The organism is Gluconobacter albidus (genome assembly GCF_002005485.1).
In the GTDB taxonomy this organism is placed as follows: Bacteria; Pseudomonadota; Alphaproteobacteria; order Acetobacterales; family Acetobacteraceae; genus Gluconobacter; species Gluconobacter albidus.
On record NZ_CP014689.1, the window covers coordinates 423243 to 440836 of the forward strand.

The 17594-nt window shown below is 62.1% G+C and carries 20 protein-coding genes; 11 read left to right on the forward strand and 9 right to left on the reverse strand.

Translation table 11 applies throughout. The annotated features are described in order from the left end of the window. Positions 1 to 44: 44 nt before the first annotated feature. Entirely contained in the window at positions 45 to 1034 is a 990-nt protein-coding gene (locus tag A0U94_RS01775; protein ID WP_077802266.1) for a hypothetical protein, read from the reverse strand. A gap of 165 nt (positions 1035 to 1199) precedes the next feature. Here A0U94_RS01775 and A0U94_RS01780 point away from each other — a divergent pair, with 165 nt between their 5' ends. Together A0U94_RS01780 and A0U94_RS01785 are read left to right on the forward strand one after the other, a co-directional pair. Continuing rightward, complete coding sequence (locus A0U94_RS01780) at positions 1200 to 1877, forward strand: ATP-dependent Clp protease proteolytic subunit (protein ID WP_062030456.1); 678 nt, start codon at positions 1200 to 1202, stop codon at positions 1875 to 1877. Positions 1878 to 1931: 54 nt separating this feature from the next. Continuing rightward, on the forward strand, positions 1932 to 2906 hold the full coding sequence (locus A0U94_RS01785; RefSeq protein WP_062030454.1) for a ferritin family protein: 975 nt from the start codon (positions 1932 to 1934) through the stop codon (positions 2904 to 2906). 65 nt (positions 2907 to 2971) lie between these two features. Here the strand turns inward: A0U94_RS01785 and recA are convergent, their stop codons facing one another. The 7 genes from recA to A0U94_RS01820 all read right to left on the reverse strand — a co-directional run bounded on the left by recA (position 2972) and on the right by A0U94_RS01820 (position 7668). Then, the gene (recA, locus tag A0U94_RS01790; RefSeq protein WP_062108834.1) at positions 2972 to 4009 is read right to left on the reverse strand and encodes a recombinase RecA; all 1038 of its coding nucleotides are present in this window, start codon (positions 4007 to 4009) and stop codon (positions 2972 to 2974) included. A 205-nt stretch (positions 4010 to 4214) separates the two neighbouring features. Then, a complete protein-coding gene (locus A0U94_RS01795; RefSeq protein WP_077802267.1) occupies positions 4215 to 5291 on the reverse strand; it encodes an EscU/YscU/HrcU family type III secretion system export apparatus switch protein in 1077 nt (358 codons plus the stop codon). Positions 5292 to 5294: 3 nt separating this feature from the next. Next, a complete protein-coding gene (locus A0U94_RS01800) occupies positions 5295 to 6149 on the reverse strand; it encodes a flagellar biosynthetic protein FliR (RefSeq protein WP_077803786.1) in 855 nt (284 codons plus the stop codon). 59 nt (positions 6150 to 6208) lie between these two features. Beyond that, entirely contained in the window at positions 6209 to 6481 is a 273-nt protein-coding gene (locus tag A0U94_RS01805; RefSeq protein WP_062030448.1) for a flagellar biosynthetic protein FliQ, read from the reverse strand. 2 nt (positions 6482 to 6483) lie between these two features. After that, positions 6484 to 6831, reverse strand: a complete 348-nt coding sequence (gene fliE / locus A0U94_RS01810) for a flagellar hook-basal body complex protein FliE (RefSeq protein WP_062030446.1) — start codon at positions 6829 to 6831, stop codon at positions 6484 to 6486. Positions 6832 to 6836: 5 nt separating this feature from the next. Then, entirely contained in the window at positions 6837 to 7244 is a 408-nt protein-coding gene (gene flgC / locus A0U94_RS01815; RefSeq protein WP_062030443.1) for a flagellar basal body rod protein FlgC, read from the reverse strand. Between the two features lie 13 nt (positions 7245 to 7257). Further along, positions 7258 to 7668 (reverse strand): flagellar basal body rod protein FlgB, encoded by a 411-nt coding sequence (locus A0U94_RS01820; RefSeq protein ID WP_244178042.1) that lies wholly within the window; start codon positions 7666 to 7668, stop codon positions 7258 to 7260. 207 nt (positions 7669 to 7875) lie between these two features. Here A0U94_RS01820 and A0U94_RS01825 point away from each other — a divergent pair, with 207 nt between their 5' ends. Then, entirely contained in the window at positions 7876 to 8181 is a 306-nt protein-coding gene (locus tag A0U94_RS01825) for a flagellar biosynthetic protein FliO (protein WP_062030439.1), read from the forward strand. Between the two features lie 38 nt (positions 8182 to 8219). Beyond that, the gene (gene fliP / locus A0U94_RS01830) at positions 8220 to 8945 is read left to right on the forward strand and encodes a flagellar type III secretion system pore protein FliP (RefSeq protein WP_331709171.1); all 726 of its coding nucleotides are present in this window, start codon (positions 8220 to 8222) and stop codon (positions 8943 to 8945) included. Between the two features lie 52 nt (positions 8946 to 8997). On the opposite strand, the gene A0U94_RS01835 is transcribed toward fliP, so the two are convergent. Beyond that, positions 8998 to 10416, reverse strand: a complete 1419-nt coding sequence (locus A0U94_RS01835; protein WP_077803787.1) for a gamma-glutamyltransferase — start codon at positions 10414 to 10416, stop codon at positions 8998 to 9000. Between the two features lie 232 nt (positions 10417 to 10648). Here A0U94_RS01835 and A0U94_RS01840 point away from each other — a divergent pair, with 232 nt between their 5' ends. The 7 genes from A0U94_RS01840 (at position 10649) to A0U94_RS01870 (ending at position 17592) form a co-directional block, all read left to right on the forward strand. Next, positions 10649 to 11407 carry a DsbA family protein gene (locus A0U94_RS01840; RefSeq protein ID WP_231865348.1) on the forward strand — a complete coding sequence of 253 codons (759 nt, stop codon included), beginning with the start codon at positions 10649 to 10651 and terminating at the stop codon, positions 11405 to 11407. 392 nt (positions 11408 to 11799) lie between these two features. Next, complete coding sequence (locus A0U94_RS01845; RefSeq protein ID WP_167369337.1) at positions 11800 to 14106, forward strand: bifunctional diguanylate cyclase/phosphodiesterase; 2307 nt, start codon at positions 11800 to 11802, stop codon at positions 14104 to 14106. Positions 14107 to 14139: 33 nt separating this feature from the next. Then, positions 14140 to 14937, forward strand: a complete 798-nt coding sequence (gene folP, locus A0U94_RS01850) for a dihydropteroate synthase (RefSeq protein WP_244178043.1) — start codon at positions 14140 to 14142, stop codon at positions 14935 to 14937. Next, a complete protein-coding gene (folK, locus tag A0U94_RS01855) occupies positions 14934 to 15833 on the forward strand; it encodes a 2-amino-4-hydroxy-6-hydroxymethyldihydropteridine diphosphokinase (protein WP_077802271.1) in 900 nt (299 codons plus the stop codon). The genes folP and folK overlap by 4 nt, the downstream gene beginning before the upstream one ends. Beyond that, the gene (gene folE / locus A0U94_RS01860) at positions 15830 to 16504 is read left to right on the forward strand and encodes a GTP cyclohydrolase I FolE (RefSeq protein ID WP_244178044.1); all 675 of its coding nucleotides are present in this window, start codon (positions 15830 to 15832) and stop codon (positions 16502 to 16504) included. The genes folK and folE overlap by 4 nt, the downstream gene beginning before the upstream one ends. 113 nt (positions 16505 to 16617) lie before the next feature. Further along, positions 16618 to 17166 carry an RrF2 family transcriptional regulator gene (locus tag A0U94_RS01865; protein WP_244178045.1) on the forward strand — a complete coding sequence of 183 codons (549 nt, stop codon included), beginning with the start codon at positions 16618 to 16620 and terminating at the stop codon, positions 17164 to 17166. A 36-nt stretch (positions 17167 to 17202) separates the two neighbouring features. Beyond that, positions 17203 to 17592, forward strand: coding sequence for a cupin domain-containing protein (locus A0U94_RS01870; protein ID WP_077802272.1), 390 nt, complete (start codon positions 17203 to 17205; stop codon positions 17590 to 17592). The last annotated feature ends 2 nt before the right edge of the window (positions 17593 to 17594 follow it).

The following is a 17594-nucleotide window of genomic DNA, read 5'->3' on the forward strand; positions in this document are numbered from 1 at the left end:
CAGATCTCACAATGTGTCTTTCGGCCTCTCGGCTAAGCCTTCTGTCAGCCTCCCGTGGTGACGCGCACGCCGTCGCCGATGGCTTCGGCCTTGAGAATGATGGCCGAGGCCGGGACGCCGCGTTCGATCAGGGCGCGGGCAACCACGCGGGCGCGGAGCAGGCCGAGAGCGATTTCCCGGTTCTGGTCCGCAGGGGCAAGAGCGGCGTCCGCGCTCATGAAGGCGCCGAAGCCCCGGATGGTCAGGGGGTGGTTGCCGCGCTGTGAGACGATATGCTGGTAATCGCCCTGCGGGTTGCCCATGACGTGGTCGGTGGCGGGCTGAAAGCGGATCAGGGTGCCTTCGGGTGTTGAGGTGTCGATATCGGGCTGGACAGGATCGCTCAGCATGGCGTCACGCGGGAGGTCGAACCCCGGAAACTGCGGCGGTGGGGGCGGGAGGTCTCCGATTTTCGGAAACTGGCCCGGAGGGGTCGGCGGGATGGATTTGGCCACCACGGGAGGGAGTTCGGCTTCAGGGGCCGGTGACTGTGCCTGAACGGGGGGCTTCTTTGCCGGAGCCTGAGCGGGAGATGCCGTGGCGGGTGTGTCGGGTGCCGGATTGATGGCCGACGGGCTTTCGGGCTCCGGCTGGCCAACGGTTGTCATGGTCATGCCGCTCTGCTCGGCGTTGGCGGTCGTTACGGCGGCCGGTGTGGGTTTGGGCGGCGGCGGGATGGTCGGGAGGGCGCCCTGGGCGGCACTTTCGCGCTGGGCGAGGTTCCGTTGCGCCTCAAGGCGGGTCGTCAGCGACAGGCGGGCTTCCGGGGTCGGGAGGTTCGGTGCCTGCGTGGGCGTGCGGCCGACATGGGGGTAGGGCAGGTTTTCCCCCGGCGGAGGGGCGCGCAGTTTTGCGATTTCGCCGCCTTCGAAGCCATGCCACCAGCCGGTGACGGTATCGGTCATGTCCCGATGCTGGCAGGCCGTCAGAAGTGGCGCGGTCATCAGCAGGAGAAACGGGATTTTTCCCGCAGTTCTGCGTGTTGCCGCTGTCATGGGCTGCCTGCTGATCCCTGGGGCCACTGTGCCGTTCCTGCTGTCTTTGGAATGTCGAAATACGGCGGACACTAGCCGTTCGGGACCGGGATGGCGAGTGTTCCTGTCCCCTTCACATGGAAGGAGGACTTGGCACCGACGAAAACGAAGCGCAGGATAGGGGGTATGAAGATGCATGCTGGATCTGGAAACGATATGGATATCACCAGAATGAACCCGACCCGCCTGGACGACGAGCCGGATGCTCCGGAGCGCGAAACCCGCGAGGAAGACAACAAGACGCTGAACAGCCCGATCAGCGAGCTTGAAGGCCGTCTGTTCGATCAGCGGAAAGTTCTGATTTTCGGCGGTATCAACGACAAGATCGCCCGTGATGTGACGGGGCGCCTGCTGGCACTCGCCGGGACGTCCGACAAGCCGATCGACGTCTATGTGAACTCGCCGGGCGGTCATGTGGAGAGTGGCGACACCATCCATGACATGATCCGCTTTGTGGATTCGATTGCGCCGATCAACATGATCGGGACCGGCTGGGTCGCCTCCGCCGGGGCGTTGATTTATGCGGCTGGCCGTCCCGAGCGGCGCGTCTGTCTGCCGAACACGCGCTTTCTGCTGCACCAGCCGATGGGTGGAGTGCGCGGTCCGGCAACGGATATCGACATCGAGGCCCGCGAGATCATCAAGATGCGCGAGCGTCTGAACCGTCTTTTCGCCAGGGAAACCGGACAGACCTACGAGAAGGTCGCCAAGGATACGGACCGCAACTACTGGATGTCGGCGCAGGAAGCGATCGAATACGGGCTTGTGAACCGCATCATCAATTCTGCGACCGACCTGAAGTAAAACTACAAGCTCCAAGGGGCACGGCGTGTCTTCGGGCACGCCGCGAAGACCATCATGAAAAGTCTGGCCGAAATCTATTCCCATCTTCCCGACGCACCGTCGGAGAAGACGCTAGAGCGCGTTGATTACGAAGCGCGCCACTGGAGCAGCCCGATCCAGGGCCCGCTCAAGCCCGGTACGGAAGAGCACAAACGGGCCGTCGCCGCGATGTTCCGCGATACGTTCAATCCGTACAAGCCCTCCGTGATCGACTGGCCGACGCTGGATCCCGAGACGCTGCATCGCATCACGTCCCTGCCGATCTGGGATATTGCGGTCCAGACCGAGGGCAAGGCGCGTCTGCGCATGGCCGCCTATGCCGACATGATCACCGATCCGGACATGAAGGACGCGCTCTCGCGGAATGCGTGGGAAGAGAACCGGCACAAAGAGGTCCTGTCCAAGCTGGTCGAGGCCTACAAGATTCCGATGGCGCCGGAGCCTCCGTACATCACGCCGAAAGACACGGAATGGGCCTATCTGGTTACGGGTTTTTCGGAATGTGTGGACAGTTTCTTTGCATTCGGTCTGTTTGCGCTGGCCGAGCGGGCGGGTCTGTTTCCGCAGGAACTGATCGAGACGTTCGAGCCGGTGATGCAGGAAGAATGCCGCCATATCCTGCTGTTCGCGAACTGGCTGGCCTGGCATCGCGCAACCATGCCGTTCTGGAAGCGGCCCTGGTTTGAGCTGCGTGTGATCGGCGTGTGGCTGTTCCTCGCCTATGAGCGCATGGGGCTGGCCCGTTCGATTGACGAGAATGGCGAAGAGCACACCCAGGACAACAATTTCACCGTTACGGGCGCCAAGGACATGACGGCCATGGACGTCAAGGTCCCGGACCTCATGCAGCTCTGTCTGGATGAAAACGACCGTCGGTTTGCGGGGTATGATCCGCGGCTGCTGCGGCCCACGACCACACCGGCGATTGCGCGGGCGATGATCAAAGGTGCGAAGCTGTGGGATCGGGTTCGCAATCGGGTTGCGGCCTGAACGGTTCTCTTCCCAGGAGAGACAGGTCATAAAAAAGGGCTCCGTTGCGGGAGCCCTTTTTCGTTTCAGTCTTCCGAAGCGCCGTCTGCGTCGGGTTCGGGGTCCGTCATCAGGGCGTCGGCGAGGACGCCGGCTTCGGCCCGGATGCGTCGTTCGATTTCGGACGCCATGTCCGGATGGTCACGCAGGAACTGCTTGGCGTTCTCACGTCCCTGACCGATCCGCTGGCTGTCGAAAGAGAACCATGCGCCGGATTTCTCGACGATGTTGCCCTTCACGCCCAGATCGAGCAGTTCGCCCATCTTGCTGATGCCTTCGCCATACATGATGTCGAACTCAACCTGGCGGAACGGCGGGGCCATCTTGTTCTTGACGACCTTGACGCGGGTCTGGTTGCCGACGACCTCATCCTTGTCCTTGATGGACCCGATGCGGCGGATGTCGAGGCGGATGGAGGAGTAGAACTTCAGGGCGTTGCCGCCCGTGGTCGTCTCGGGATTGCCAAACATCACGCCGATTTTCATACGGATCTGGTTGAGGAAGATCACGAGCGTGTTGGACCGCGAGACCGTTCCCGTCAGTTTGCGCAGGGCCTGGCTCATGAGGCGGGCATGCAGACCGACATGACTGTCGCCCATGTCGCCCTCAAGCTCGGCGCGCGGGACGAGGGCTGCCACGGAATCCACGACCAGCACGTCAACGGCGCCGGACCGGACGAGCGTATCGGCGATTTCCAGAGCCTGTTCGCCGGCATCTGGCTGGCTCAGAAGAAGATCGTCGATATTGACGCCGAGTTTACGGGCGTAGCCGGGGTCGAGCGCATGTTCGGCGTCGATGAATGCGACGGTGCCGCCCTTCTTCTGGGCTTCGGCCAGAACATGCAGGGCGAGCGTGGTTTTGCCCGAGCTTTCCGGTCCGTAGATTTCAACGATACGGCCGCGCGGCATGCCGCCGATTCCAAGCGCAATGTCCAGTCCGATGGAGCCGGTTGAAATCACATTGGCTTCCACTTTTGGCCGTTGGCCCATGCGCATGATCGAGCCCTTGCCGAAAGCACGCTCAATCTGGCTGAGTGCGCCTTCAAGCGCCTTGGTCTTGTCCATTCAATCCTCGCAATAGGTTTGGGCTGGCGTGTGCAGGGTACGATAGACCGGGCAGCCATTCTCGCAAAGCACTGCATCAGTCACGGTTATCGCCTTCCCGTGTTCGCAAAATGTTCTTCTGAGAGGCATATCATGTTTGCCCCCCGCGACGCCAAGGGGAAGACAGGCTTTGGCGGAAGATTTTTTCCGTGGGCGAGGGGCTGGCTTACCTCAGTGGGGCGGAAAGGCCTGCGGGGCGTTTAAGTTTCCAGACATAGGCGATGATGGCCGCCACAACCTTGAAATGTTCGGCCGGGATCTCGCTTTCCAGCGGGAGGGTGAAGAGGGCGCGGGCCAGAGGCGGGTTGGCAACAATCGGGACACGGTTGTCCTGTGCGATTTCCCTGATTCTGGCGGCCACGTCATCCATGCCTTTGGCAACGATTCTTGGGGCGCCGCCTGTGCCCTTTTCATAGACAAGGGCGACCGCGTAGTGCGTAGGGTTGGTGACGACAACGGTGGCTGTTTTGACGGCTGCCATCATGCGTTGTTTGGCAGCCTTGGCGCGCAGGGCTTTCTGGCGACCTTTCACATGGGGGTCGCCCTCCGCATTCCGATATTCGTCCTTGAGGTCTTCCCGACTCATTTTCAGCTTGGACGTATGGCGGAAGCGCATCCAGAAAATATCGAAGCCCGCGATCACCAGCTGTGCGCCGATCATCGCGGCGGCGGCGCTGAATCCGAGGTCTGTCATCATTTTCAGGAGCGGGCCGGGTTCCAGCCCGACCATCCGGGACGCGGTTGGAATGGCATTTCTGGTGATGTGCCAGAGCACGGCGGCGAAGATGACAAATTTTGCGAGAGCCTTGAACGTGTCCGGCAGGGTTCCGCCGCCCGCAATGCGCTTGAAGCCGGCGAGTGGAGAGACCCGTTCGAACTTTGGCAGCAATGACTCGGGGTGGATGAGGAAGCCCGTTTGCAGAAATCCCGCGCCGAGGCAGAAGGCCGCCACGGTGGCCGCCATGGGAACGGCCAGAGAGAGCCCCGCCTCAATGGCGTGATTGGTACTGCTCAGCAAACCGCCCTGCGCCATCGGGACCGTGCCTGCATTGGCCATGAGGGCCTTCATGCTGTGGACAAAATCTGTCACGAGGTGGGGCAGGATCATGAAAATTCCTGCGAACCCTCCCAGAAGGGCCACAAAGCTCATGGCCTCGCGGGACATGACGATCTGGCCGTCCTCGCGCGCTTTCTGGAGGCGGTGGGCTGATGGGGCTTCTGTTTTGTCGTCGGAGTCAGACATCGTTCAGAGACCCGGAAGTGCTCGGAGGACGTCGAAGGCTTGTCCCTGCCAGATGGCGATCATGGTGCTGAGGGTGAGGCCGAGAAGGGCGATGCCGCCCAGAAGTTGCAGGGGGCTGGCGGCGTTGTAGATCTGTAGCGTCGGAAGCAGGCGTGTCATGATGCCCAGCATGCCCTGCCAGACGAGTGACAGGATCAGAAAGGGTGCGCTGAGTTCCAGTCCCAGAGCGAAGCTGTGTTCCGTAAGCTGGATGACGCCCTGCGCGGAATCGCCCAGCAAATTCCAGTGGGCATGTGTCGTGGCAAGGAGGAGCGCACCGCCTGGGGGGATGATGGTGTAGCTGCCGAGGATCGCGCGGATGGGCAGAATATAGGCACCCGTCACGAGCAGCACGAGCGGCGCCAGCAGATTGAGGAAACGGGCGGGAGCAGAGCTGCCGGAGCCCAGATCCGGATCGGGCTGAAGGACGCTGGAAATTCCCATACAGACTGCGATGATCTGACCGGCAATCGGCAGAGCCATACAGATCAGGCGGGCCATCCAGCCGATCAGAACCCCCGCGAAAAGCTCAACGGCAATCATGCCGCACAGGGCGAGGGGGGCGAGGGCGTCCAGATGCGTCTGCATCAGAAGGGGGGCGACGAGCGGAAGGAGCAGGACCGTCAGCGTGAGGGCGCATCCGGCGCGGACCATCATGGGCATGGACTGTTCGCCGATGCCCGGCATGAGCATGACGACCCCGCCGGTCCGGGAGAGAACCAGAACGAAAGCAAGCGCCCAGACGCTCAGAACCGGGCCGCTGAGGTCAAGCCCCTGGAGCGCTGTGGGGACTGCCGTATTGGTAAGACCCGTGTTCACAGAACGGTTGCTTTGGGCACGCACATGTCAGTCAAATCCGGATCTGAAAGGCAGCAGGCTCAGGTCGTGCCGACGAGAATGAGCTGATCGAAGAGGTGTCGGGCGAAACTGATGAGCGTTGCGGTCATGAAGGACCCTGCCATCACCATGACGGCCCCAATGGCCAGAACCTTCGGGACAAAGGACAGTGTGGCTTCGTTGAGCTGGGTCACGGCCTGTACGAGGGAGACCAGAAGGCCGACCCCGAGTGCGGTCAGCAGGGCTGGGGCGCTCAGTTTGAGAGCAACAATGAATGTCTGCTCCAGAATGGCACCGAGATCGATGGCCTGCATGGTCAGATCGTCATTTTCATCACATCCTGATACGCCTGCACCATTCGGTCGCGGATCACGGTCGTGGTCTGGAGGGCGAGCTGTGCATTGGAAATGGCGGTGACGATCTGGGTCATGTCGCCACCGCCCTTGAGGCCCTGAGCGGCCTTGGCCTCGGCATCATGACCGCTGTCGATGACGCTGCTGACGGACTGGGACAGGATGGAGCCGAAATCCGTTCCGGAACTGCTGCTGCCCGTTGCGGACGAGTTCTGAATGCCGTCCGCGATATCGTCCGTAACGCCCTCCAGGCGGCTCTGGAGGCTCTGGACGGCGTAGGCGTTATGGGCATGGGAGAGGGAGGTGAGCATGTGGGTTACTTCAGCAGGTCGAGCGTGCGGGACAGCATGGTCCGGCTGCTCTGCATGGCGTTCAGGTTGGCTTCATAGGAGCGCTCGGCTTCACGCATATCCATCATTTCAGTCATGGAATCCACGTTGGAAACTTTGACGTAACCGCGCTCGTCGGCGGCGGGATGAGACGGGTCGTAGCGGGTGTCGAAATCCGACATGTCCTGACCAATGTTCTGGACACCGACGGTCGAGGTGCCGCTTTCGTTGTCCACCTGTTCGGCAAAGGTGATGGTCTTGCGGCGATAGGGATCAGCGCCCGGCTGGGAGCCGGTCGTATCCTGATTGGCGAGGTTTTCCGCAACGATGCGCAGGCGCTGGGCCTGTGCGTCCATGCCGCTTGCGGAAATGCCGATGGTGGTGGACAGGTTCATCCGTCAGCGTCCTTTATTTTCCGAGCGCCGTCTGGAACATGCTCAGATATTTGGAATAGACGTTTACAGCGAGGTGCTGCTGGTCGTTGACATCCGCGACCTGTTCCATCTGCTGGTCCAGTGAGATCTGGTTTCCGTCCAGGGACTGTTCCGACGACGTCTCGATGACGTGCGCGCCGGAGGCGGTGTATCCGATATGATCGGGCTGCGTGATGGTCGGGGTGATGTCGAACTCGCCCAGGGCGGCTTCGAACGGGGAGACGTCTCTGGCCTGATAGTCCGGCGTGTCCGAGTTGGCGATATTGCCAGCCAGCACCTGTTGACGGGCCTGAAGCCAGTTCATGCGGTCACGGCCCAGGGAAAAGAGGTCGGTGCCGCCTGTGCTGGTTGAGTCGATATTCCGCATCGCGACAGTCTCCGTCATGCAGGAGCCGGGAAAATGCCGGCGAGGGACATGATGGCGTGAAATCTTTAATAAATGGTTGCCTGAGCCGCAGATTCGGGGGTGGTCGCTCGATATGCACTGCGTGTTTCCAAGGCTGTTGTCAGCCTCTCGCGTGAAATCCGTCATCAATTAAGCGGTCATTAACCGATCTTGGGCATCATGCCGGGGAATGAGGATGACTGACCTATGACCCTGCATGAATGCGTGAATGCGATTGCCGCGCTGATTTTCATTGTCGTACTGATTTTCTGTGCCCGCCCCCTGTTGCGTTTTCTGGAGCAGAAAAAGAGCGGTGCGCGGGGTGGACAGGCGGGGCTGTCGCTTGTGGGGCAGATGGCGCTCGACCGGACGCGGCGTCTTTCGGTTGTGCGGTATGGCGCGCGGGAGGTTCTGGTCCTCACGGGGGGCAATCAGGACATTCTGATGGACTGGACAGAGCGGGAGACTTTTGCCTCGGCGCTGGATGAGTCCGCTGCGGAGGACGTGGCGTGAGGCAGGCTCTGATGCGGCTTGGGGCGCTTTTTCCGCTTATGATCCTGCTGGCGTGTGTGTGTGTGCCGCATCTGGCGCATGCACAGGCCGTGAGCATTGATCTGGGGCAGAACGGGGCTGCGGGCGGGGCTGGGACGACCAGTCGCCTGGTGCAGCTTACGGCGCTGATTACGGTTCTGTCTCTGGCGCCGAGCCTGCTGGTGATGATTACGGCGTTTACGCGGATCGTGATCGTGCTGTCGCTGCTTCGCAGTGCGCTTGGCGCGCAGGGGACGCCTCCCAATACGGTTCTGATCGGGCTGTCGCTGTTTCTGACCCTATTCGTGATGCAGCCGACACTTCAGAAGTCGTGGGATGCGGGGATCGAGCCGATGATGGCGGGGCGTGTCGGGGAAATGGAGGGGCTGACGGCGGCGGCCCAGCCGTTTCACGACTTCATGGCGGTGACGGCGCGGCCTGCGGATGTGGCGACGTTCCTCAATATTGCGCATGAAAAGCCGCCTGCGAAGATCGGCGACACGCCCTGGCGTGTGCTGGTTCCAGCGTTCATGATCGGGGAACTGCGCCGCGGTTTCGAGATGGGATTTCTGCTCTATCTGCCGTTTCTGGTCATCGATCTGGTGGTGTCCAGCGTATTGATGAGCCTTGGCATGATGATGCTGCCGCCAAGTACCGTGTCGCTTCCGTTCAAGCTGATCTTTTTCGTGGTCGTTGACGGATGGTCACTGGTGGCGGGAAGTCTGGTGCGAAGTTTTACCGGATAGGATCCGGATATGAAAAAGCCCCGCCGGTTCAGAAACCGGCGGGGCTTTTTTGTTAGTGGGCGCTGTCGTTTGTGGTGCCGGCCGCGAGGCCTGCGGCGCGGGGGTCCGTCACGCCGTGGCACGAATCGTCGCCGTGGCAGACAATTGCGTTGATGCGACCGGCTCCTTCATGAGGGATCGGGGCGTCATGGGCGGCAGCACGGGCGGCGTCTCCGACGGCATCCGCGGCTTCGTTCTGCCCCGAAGCGGCGATGACGGCACGCAGACTGCGCTGGTCACGCAGGATTGCAGCGGAAAGCAGCGGCTGTGGCGTCCGGGCCGGGGAGGCGCTGAGGACAACACCGGTGCTGCCAGCGATGCGGCCTGTTCCAAACAGGTTGTTTTCGCTCAGGGCGCAGGCGACGGCCATGCCCGAATGGTCGGTCACGACGAAGGATGTCGAAGCCGGAAGGGACGGCAGGCTGCCGCTACCGGAACGGCCGCTGTCGAGGGCTGCCTGAGCGGCGGCGAGGGTCGTGTTGCCGGAGGCGCGCCATGCGGCGACCGCGCCCTGTGCGGAAGCGCCCGTCGTGTATCGGATGGCCGCGCCGAGGCCGCCATCGGCGGGCGGGGCGAGGAACGAGGCGGTCATGCCACCCTGATGGGTCATCAGCGCATCCGTCTGGACGGGAAGGGTCTGTCGCATGTCGTCGTCGTTCAGGCCGCCACCCGCTTTCTGGGCGGCGGTGACGTAAACGTCGGCGAGGGCGCCGTTATAGAGGTCGCCGACGCCTGCGACGCGGATGCGTTCGAGGAAGCCTGCGAGCCGGGGCTGGGCCAGGCTGTCGCCTGCGGCGAGCGTGGAGGCTTCGCCGCGTCCGAAAATGGTGCGCGCACTTTCATCCGCGAGAAGTGCGGTGTGGACGGCGGCCAGATCGGTTGCCAGAGCACGGCTGACGGTGATGCCCGTGCTGGCGAGGTTCAGGGCCGGGGCGATCAGATCGTTGAACTCGACTGTGCCGTAATGGAGTTGCATCAGATACAGACCACGGAAGCTGGCAGGCGTGCCGGCCGGGCGGTCGGCGCCCTTGCTGGTGCCGGGGCGGGGCAGGAAGGAAATGGACTGCGCCGCTTCGCCGGGTCGGCTGATCAGGCACGCGCCGCCGCCGCCATAGGAGGCGCGGGAGGGCAGGGTAACGCCAAGGGCGAGGGCCGTGGCGGTTGCGGCATCGGCAGCGTTGCCGCCGCGGGCCAGCACGTCATGGCCGACCAGCGCGGCCTGGGGCTCGTCGGCAACGACCGTGCCGATGCTGCCGCCTGCGGGCGCGGCTGTTTCGCTGATGCCCACGAGGTGGGAGCCCGGGATCCATGAGCAGGCGCCCAAAAGCAGGCCCGAAGCCACCGAGGCCATTAGTGAGGCCGGGAGACGGGACGCGATGCGACGGGTCTGTGTGGCGTCCGGGGTGGAAATCTGGTGCTGACGATGCGCCACCTGGCGTTTCTCCAATGTCTGGTCACGACTGTCCGGCCTCGTGGCCTTGGCGGAGTACGGGCGCGGGCAGACAGGTCTGCGCCGTGGGTCCGGTTCCGGCTCTTGTTCCCTCATAACGGTAATCTGCTGTTTGTGGGAGGGGCGAGTTGGTGTCTTCTCTTTGCGGTGGACGTTCTTTATGGCGTATGGATCAGACGTTCTGTCTTTCTTTCAGCTGATCCGGAGCTTTCCATTGAAACACCATCTGCTTGCCACGGCGTCTGCTGTTGTTGCCGGAATGGCCTTTCTTGCGGGCAGTCAGGCTCTGGCGGCTCCGGCCACGTCGTTCACGCCAGCCCAGCGCGCCGAGATTGTCGGCATCATGCGCGATGCGTTGCAGAATGACCCGAGCATTCTCACGGATGCCATCCGTTCGATCCGTGAAAAGGCCGAGGAGCAGAAGCAGGATTCGACGCTGGCGGCCGTGAAGGCGCATCAGTCCGAGCTTCAGACCGCGCCTGACTTTGCCATCCGGGGCAATCCGCACGGGAAGATCACGGTTGTGGAATTCTATGATCCGCGCTGTTCGTACTGCCGTTCCATGATGGGGCAGGTGGACAGTTTCCTCAGCCGCCATCCGGATGTGCGGCTTGTCGAGAAGGTTGTGCCGGTTCTGGGGAGTAACAGTGTTCTGGACACGCGGGCCATTTTCGCGGCCAGTGCGCAGGGTAAATATGACGTTATGCGCAAGGCGCTGATGGAAGACACCACCAAGCCCAGCATGGAGCGGATCGTCGCCCTGGCACAGGCCAATGGGCTGGATGCGAAGAAGCTGACGGCGGATATGAGTTCGCCCCAGACGGTGGCGTTGATCACGACCAATCTGGATCAGGGACGTGCTGTTGGTCTGGACGGGACGCCGACGTTCATTTTCGGGACGGCCGCCGTGGCTCCGGGCGCGCTTGAAGCGGATCAGATGGATGCTTTTCTGGAGCGCGCCCGGAAGGCCTGATGGATCGGGCCATGGAGGCCGTTCTGGAAAGTTCAAAACCGGTGGTGTCGCCGGGGTTCGCCGAAGGAAACTTCGTGAACGTTAAAGGAACGCATGAAGAACCGCTTTTCCGGGGTTTGGGGAAGTGCGTTTTTGCCGTTATGGTTTCCCGGTTTTCGTGAAACGGCATTCTTCTGATCCGGGGGGCCGTTTCGGACTTTTGACGTGCTCCACTGGTATGATGGTGTATGACAGACGACAGACGGTCCGGCGCGGGGAGCAGTGCTGGGGGGGAACGGGGATCCGAGGCTTCCGGCGCGGCTGAGTGTCAGGATGGATCCCACGCTGAAGAACCTGACCGGCAGGGTTCCGGGGGAAAGCGCCTGAAAAGGTGGTTCCGGCGATCGCTGTTTGTGCGATGGGCCTTATTTCGGGTTTTCAATCGCATCCGTGCCTCCGGTCTGGGGAAAGACCTGTTCTTCCGGGCGACACAGGTTCCGGCGTATTTTCAGACCGCATTCAACCGGGGCCAGTTGCGGACCCTGAGGCTTCTTCTCCCCCTTCATCTTTTGGCTCAGGCCGTCAGCGCGCCGGTGGTGGCGCTCGGGGTGTGGTCGTCGAGCCCCTGGCTGGCCCTCCTGCTGCTTGCGGGGATCGAAGGTGTTCTGCTGCTCTGGTTTTCCAGGGTTCAGCCAAATGTCAGAACCATGAGGAGCCTTGCGGATTACGCGGCGCTCCGATGGGCGCTCCGGGCACTGAACGGGGTTCTTGGGTCTGTCTGGTTCGTTTTCATCATTCTGGTCTTCCGGCTGCGCTGTGAAGACATCCATCTTCTGACGCTCGGCGTGTGTTTCGGATTTATGGCGCCGCTTCTGCTCTGTGCTCCGGTAAACGGGGCGGTCGAAGCCATGGTGGTGCCGATCATCGCAGGGGCGTATGGTGCTCTGCTGGAGGGCCGTTTTTACCGGTCCGTTCTGTTTACGACGTCGTTTTTTCTGATGACCACGGTCTGCGGGCTTTTTGTCGTTGGGATCAGCCGGCTGGTGGGCGTTCTGCGTAACCCATCGGCGGGACTTTGCCGCCTTCTGGGGCGCGATGAGACGCAGATCGCGGGCAGGACATTGGGAAGTCTGCTGGATATTCCCGTGCCTGGTGCCGAGCTGTCCGGTCCGATCTCTCCGGAACGGCATCTGGCGTATTGTCTGACGAACCGACTGGCATTTCGGGAACTGGTTGTTCGCGCTGTGGCCGTGCCGGAGGCACGCTGGTGGATGCTGACGGGAGAACCTGTCTTCCGGGACGGGGTGTTCCGGGGGTATCTGGGGGTCGGCGCAGATGTGACGGCCCTACAGATGATCAGGGAGCGGCATTTTTATCGCGTGCGGCATGATGTCCTGACCGGGCTGCCGAACCGGCTGGCCTGTCAGGAGCATCTTCAGAAAAGTCTGCTGGAGACAATGCGCGGCGCGCAGGCGTTCGTGGTCATTCTTATTTCGCTGGAGGTCTCCAGCCTCGGGCGTCGGCGTGTGATGACGCCGGATGAGGTGGCGGCGGTTCTGCAGATAAGCCTGTCGCGTCTGAATGCCTGTCTTGCCCGGCATGTGCCTGCAGATCTGAACGGAGCGGGGGGCTGTTTTGTAGCGCGGTATGGCGCGATGGATCTGGCGGTCGTGACGGGGATTCCGGGCGAAGGAAAGCGTCATTTCCTGGAGGCCCTGGCTCTGGAACTCCTGTTGACGCTGAGTGGCCCCGTCAGTGTGGTCGAGGATGGGGCTGCGGAAGTGGCTGGGGACGTGATTGACGTTGAGCCTGCGATTGGCATGGCGGTCTCGACGACCGGAGACGGCGAGGTTCTGGTGGAAGCCGTCGAGACGGCGCTACGCGATGCCCAGGGCGAGCGGGTCGGGCGCTATAGCATTTTCGATCCTTGTGAGGAAATGGCGGGAAGCCGCCAGCAGACCCTGTTTCGTGATGTGCGGCAGGCTCTGCGGCAGAAAGCCTTTGCTCTGGTGTACCAGCCTATCGTGAATGCCCAGACCGGGATGGTGATCGGATTTGAGGCGCTGTCACGGTGGAAAGGGTCGGCGCACAGGCATCTGTCGATCGGGAAGGTCATCGACACGATTGCCGAGACCGGGAGCGGGCTGGAATTCGACTTCTGGGTTCTGGAAAACGCGTGCCGGGTGGCGCGACGCTGGCCTGTTCCCTTATGGGTTTCGGTCAATATGACGGCGACGCATTTTTCCCTCCCTGATATTGCGGTGCGTATTTTTCGGGTTCTGGAGCAGGTTGGGCTGGAGCCGTATCGGTTGCAGATCGAAGTGACGGAAACGCAGGCGCTGGAGGTCGGACCGCTTGTGCACCATGCCTTCCGCGAGCTTGAAAGCAGGGGGGTGGGGATTGCGCTGGACGATTTCGGCAAAGGATTTTCGACGCTGATGTATCTGCGGCAGTTTCCGTTTTCCAAGATCAAGCTGGATGCAGCCTTCATTCAGGACATGTTGCAGGATGCGCGCAGTGCGGCGGTGGTGCGGAACGTGATCGCGCTGGGGCGGGATCTCGGTGTTGCGGTGACGGCGGAGGGCGTGTCGTCGCCGGAGCATTGCCGCCATCTTCAGGAGCAGGGCTGCACGGAAGTGCAGGGGTTCTATCTGGGGCGCCCGGTGCCGGAGGAAGATGTTCCGCTCTTCTGGGGGCGGCGTGTGGCTGATCTGTCCTGAAAAAATGGGGAAACGCGGATGGGGGAAAGCTGGATGAGCCGGTTTGGAAACGGGCCTGTGGCAGTGATGGGGATCGTGAATATCACGCCGGATTCCTTCTCCGACGGCGGGCGTTTTCTGCGGCCTGAGGCTGCTCTGGCGCATGGTCGGACGCTTGTGGCGGACGGGGCGGATCTTTTGGATGTGGGTGCTGAATCCACGCGGCCGGGCTTTATACCGGTTCCGGCAGAAGAGGAATGGGCGCGCCTTGCACCGGTCGTTGGGCAGTTTGTGGGCGACGGAGTGACCGTTTCGGTGGACACGACCAAGGCTTTCGTCGCCAGACGGGCGCTTGAGGCCGGTGTGGCGGTCATCAACGATGTCTGGGGTTTGCAGGCGGACCCGGACATGGCGTCCGTAGTAGCGGATTCGGAGGCGACGGCTATCGTGATGCACAACCGTCATGACGTGGACGAGGCTCTGGATCTGCGGGCGGACTGGCGGCGCTTCTTTGATCGGTCTCTGGAACTGGCGGAACACGCCGGACTTGCGCGTGATCGGATTGTGCTGGATCCGGGTGTCGGGTTCGGCAAGACGCAGGCGCAGAATGTTGAGGCCGTGGCGCGGCTGGGCGATCTGCGGGCCGACTATGGGCTGCCGGTTCTGCTGGGGGTGTCGCGCAAGTCCATGTTCGGGCATTTTCTGGGGCGTGCGGCGTCCGAGCGGCTGGCGGGGACGCTGGCGACCCATCTGTACGGGGTGGAGCAGGGCGCTGCGATGTTGCGGGTGCATGACGTGCGCGAGCATGTGGATGCGTTGAAAATCCGCCAGATTCTGAAGGATGTCCGATGATCGTACCTGCCCTCACTTCCGTTTTCGTGCGGGATCTGTGTCTGTTTGGCTTTCATGGCGTGTTGCCCGAAGAGACGCGGATCGGGCAGCGTTTTGTAGTGGATATCGAGATCCGTGCAGATCTGTCGGGTGCGATTGCGGGCGATGATTACGAACAGGCCGTCTGTTACGGGACCCTGTGCGATATCGCTTCGGACATCGTGACCGGAAAGCCACTTCAGCTCATCGAGACGGTAGCGGGACGGATTGCCGAAGCCATTCTGGCGCGGCTGGAGCGTGTGGAGTGGGTTCGGATTGAAGTGCGCAAACCGTCCGCGCCAGTGCCGTATGTGGTGTCGGGAACGGCGGTGGGTGTGGAACAGGCCCGGGTTCATGACGTGGCGTTCTCGCTGGGCAGCAATCTGGGCGAGCGGGAGGCTGTTCTGGCGGCGGCGGTGGATCGGCTGTCGGGCGTGGACGGGCTGGAGATCGTGCAGGTGTCGTCGCTGTATGACAGTGCGCCCTGGGGCGGGGTGGAGCAGCCGGCATTCGTCAATATTTGTGCGACCGGGCGGACGACGCTGGAGCCTCATACGCTTCTGCGGATGTGCAAGGCGATCGAGGCGGAGCTGGGACGTGTGCCGGGCGTACGCTGGGGCGCGCGGGCCGTCGATATTGATGTTCTTTATTATGGCACGCGGGAGGTTCGGGACCGGGTTCTGACGCTGCCGCATGCCTGTCTGTTCGAGCGGGCTTTCGTGCTGGAGCCGCTGGCGGAAATTGATCCAGATCATGTCATTGGTGGACGTCACGTGCGGGACGCGCTAGCAGTCCTGCCGCGGAGCCCGGGGGATGTGACCCGGCGCGTCCCTGACGGCACGGGTCGTCGGGGCATAGAGGAGCCTGAACCCGCATGACCAACCTGAACGCCACGACCGTAGCCACCGCATCGGCCTATCAGTCGGACAGTCAGGAGAGCCTCTCGTCCGAGGAGCGTCGCCCGATGGGAGCGTTGCCGCTGCCTGCGGATGCGGAAGTGCGGATTGCGGGGGCCGTGCGCCAGATTCTTGAGGCGCTGGGTGAAAACCCGGATCGCGAGGGTCTGCTGGATACGCCGCAGCGTGTTGCGAAGATGTATCTGGAAGTGTTCAGCGGCCTGCATCAGGACCCGCGGGACCATCTGAAGACGCAGTTCTCTGCGGACCGGCATCATGGCGCGGTGATCGTCAAGGATATCCGCTTCCATTCGATGTGCGAGCATCATCTGCTGCCGGTTTATGGCAAGGCGCATGTGGCCTATCTGCCAGCGGGTGGGCGTCTGACGGGATTGAGCAAGATTGCGCGGCTGGTTGAAGGCTTTGCCCGTCGGCCGCAGCTTCAGGAGCGTCTGACGGATCAGATCGCGCAGGGCATGGAAGATGTTCTGGCGCCGGAAGCCGTTCTGGTTGTCATTGAAGCCGAGCACATGTGCATGAGCATGCGCGGCGTGCGCTCGCCTGGTTCCACGACCGTGACGTCCATCGCGCGTGGAAGCTGGCTGCGCGACAGTGCGGCGCGGATGGAGATCATGTCGCTCCTGCGGAGCTAATCCGCAGCGGGCGTCCCGTAAAATTTTGGAAAAACGGATGATGTTTCAGCGCTTCTGACGCTCGCGTTTCTGCGCGTTGATGTCTTGCGAATCAAAACGCGGACTTATATGGTATGCGTATGGCACTTTATGGCGCAAGCACCGAATACGTTCTGCACAGTCTGTTGTGGCTCGTGGATCATCCCGGGCCGGTCAGCAGTCTGGATCTGGCGGAACTTCAGGGTATTCCCGCGGCATTTATGGCCAAGCAGCTTCCGAAACTGGAGAAAGCCGGGATTCTTGCGGCCTCCGAAGGGCTGAGGGGCGGTTACAGGCTGGCCCGCCCTCCGGCGCAGATCAGCGTGCTGGACGTCGTGGACTCGGCGGAAGGCCGCAAAAGCCTTTTTAACTGTCAGGAAATTCGCGGGCGTTGCGTCCTGTTCGACGACACGCCGCCGCAATGGGCCACGAAGGGTGTGTGCAGCATTCATGCGGCCATGCTGCGGGCCGAGCAGACCATGCGCGAGGAACTGGCGCGGACGTCTTTGGCTGATCTGGCGGCATCTGTCCGGGACAAGGCGGCGCCTGCGTTTCTGGGGGAGGCGCAGGGATGGCTTGAGAACCGGGTCCAGACACGCCGGACCAGCAGGGTCAGGCAGCGGCGAAACCCGGACACGGTCTGAATTTTTCTTTCACATCCAATATCAGGAAACAGAATTATGCGCCGTTTTATTGCGCTTGGCGCCTTGGCTTTGTGCGTCTGCACGCCTTCCCTTCATGCCGCGACGAAGGTCACGCCGCTTCTGGCGCACGACCTGCCGGGCATTCCCGGAAAAGAGGGCGCCATGCTGACGGTGGACTATCCCCCCGGCGGTTCCGACCCGATCCATCGGCATAATGCCTCGGTGTTTGTATATGTGCTGAAGGGCAGTGTTGTCATGCAGGTCCGGGGTGGAGAGGCCGTGACCCTGCATCCGGGACAGACCTTCTTTGAAGGGCCGGACGATGTTCATCTGGTCGGGCGCAATGCCAGCCAGACCGAGCCTGCGCAGTTTCTGGCGGTTTTCGTCAAGGACAAGGCTGCGCCGTTTGTCTTCCCTGCAAAGTAATG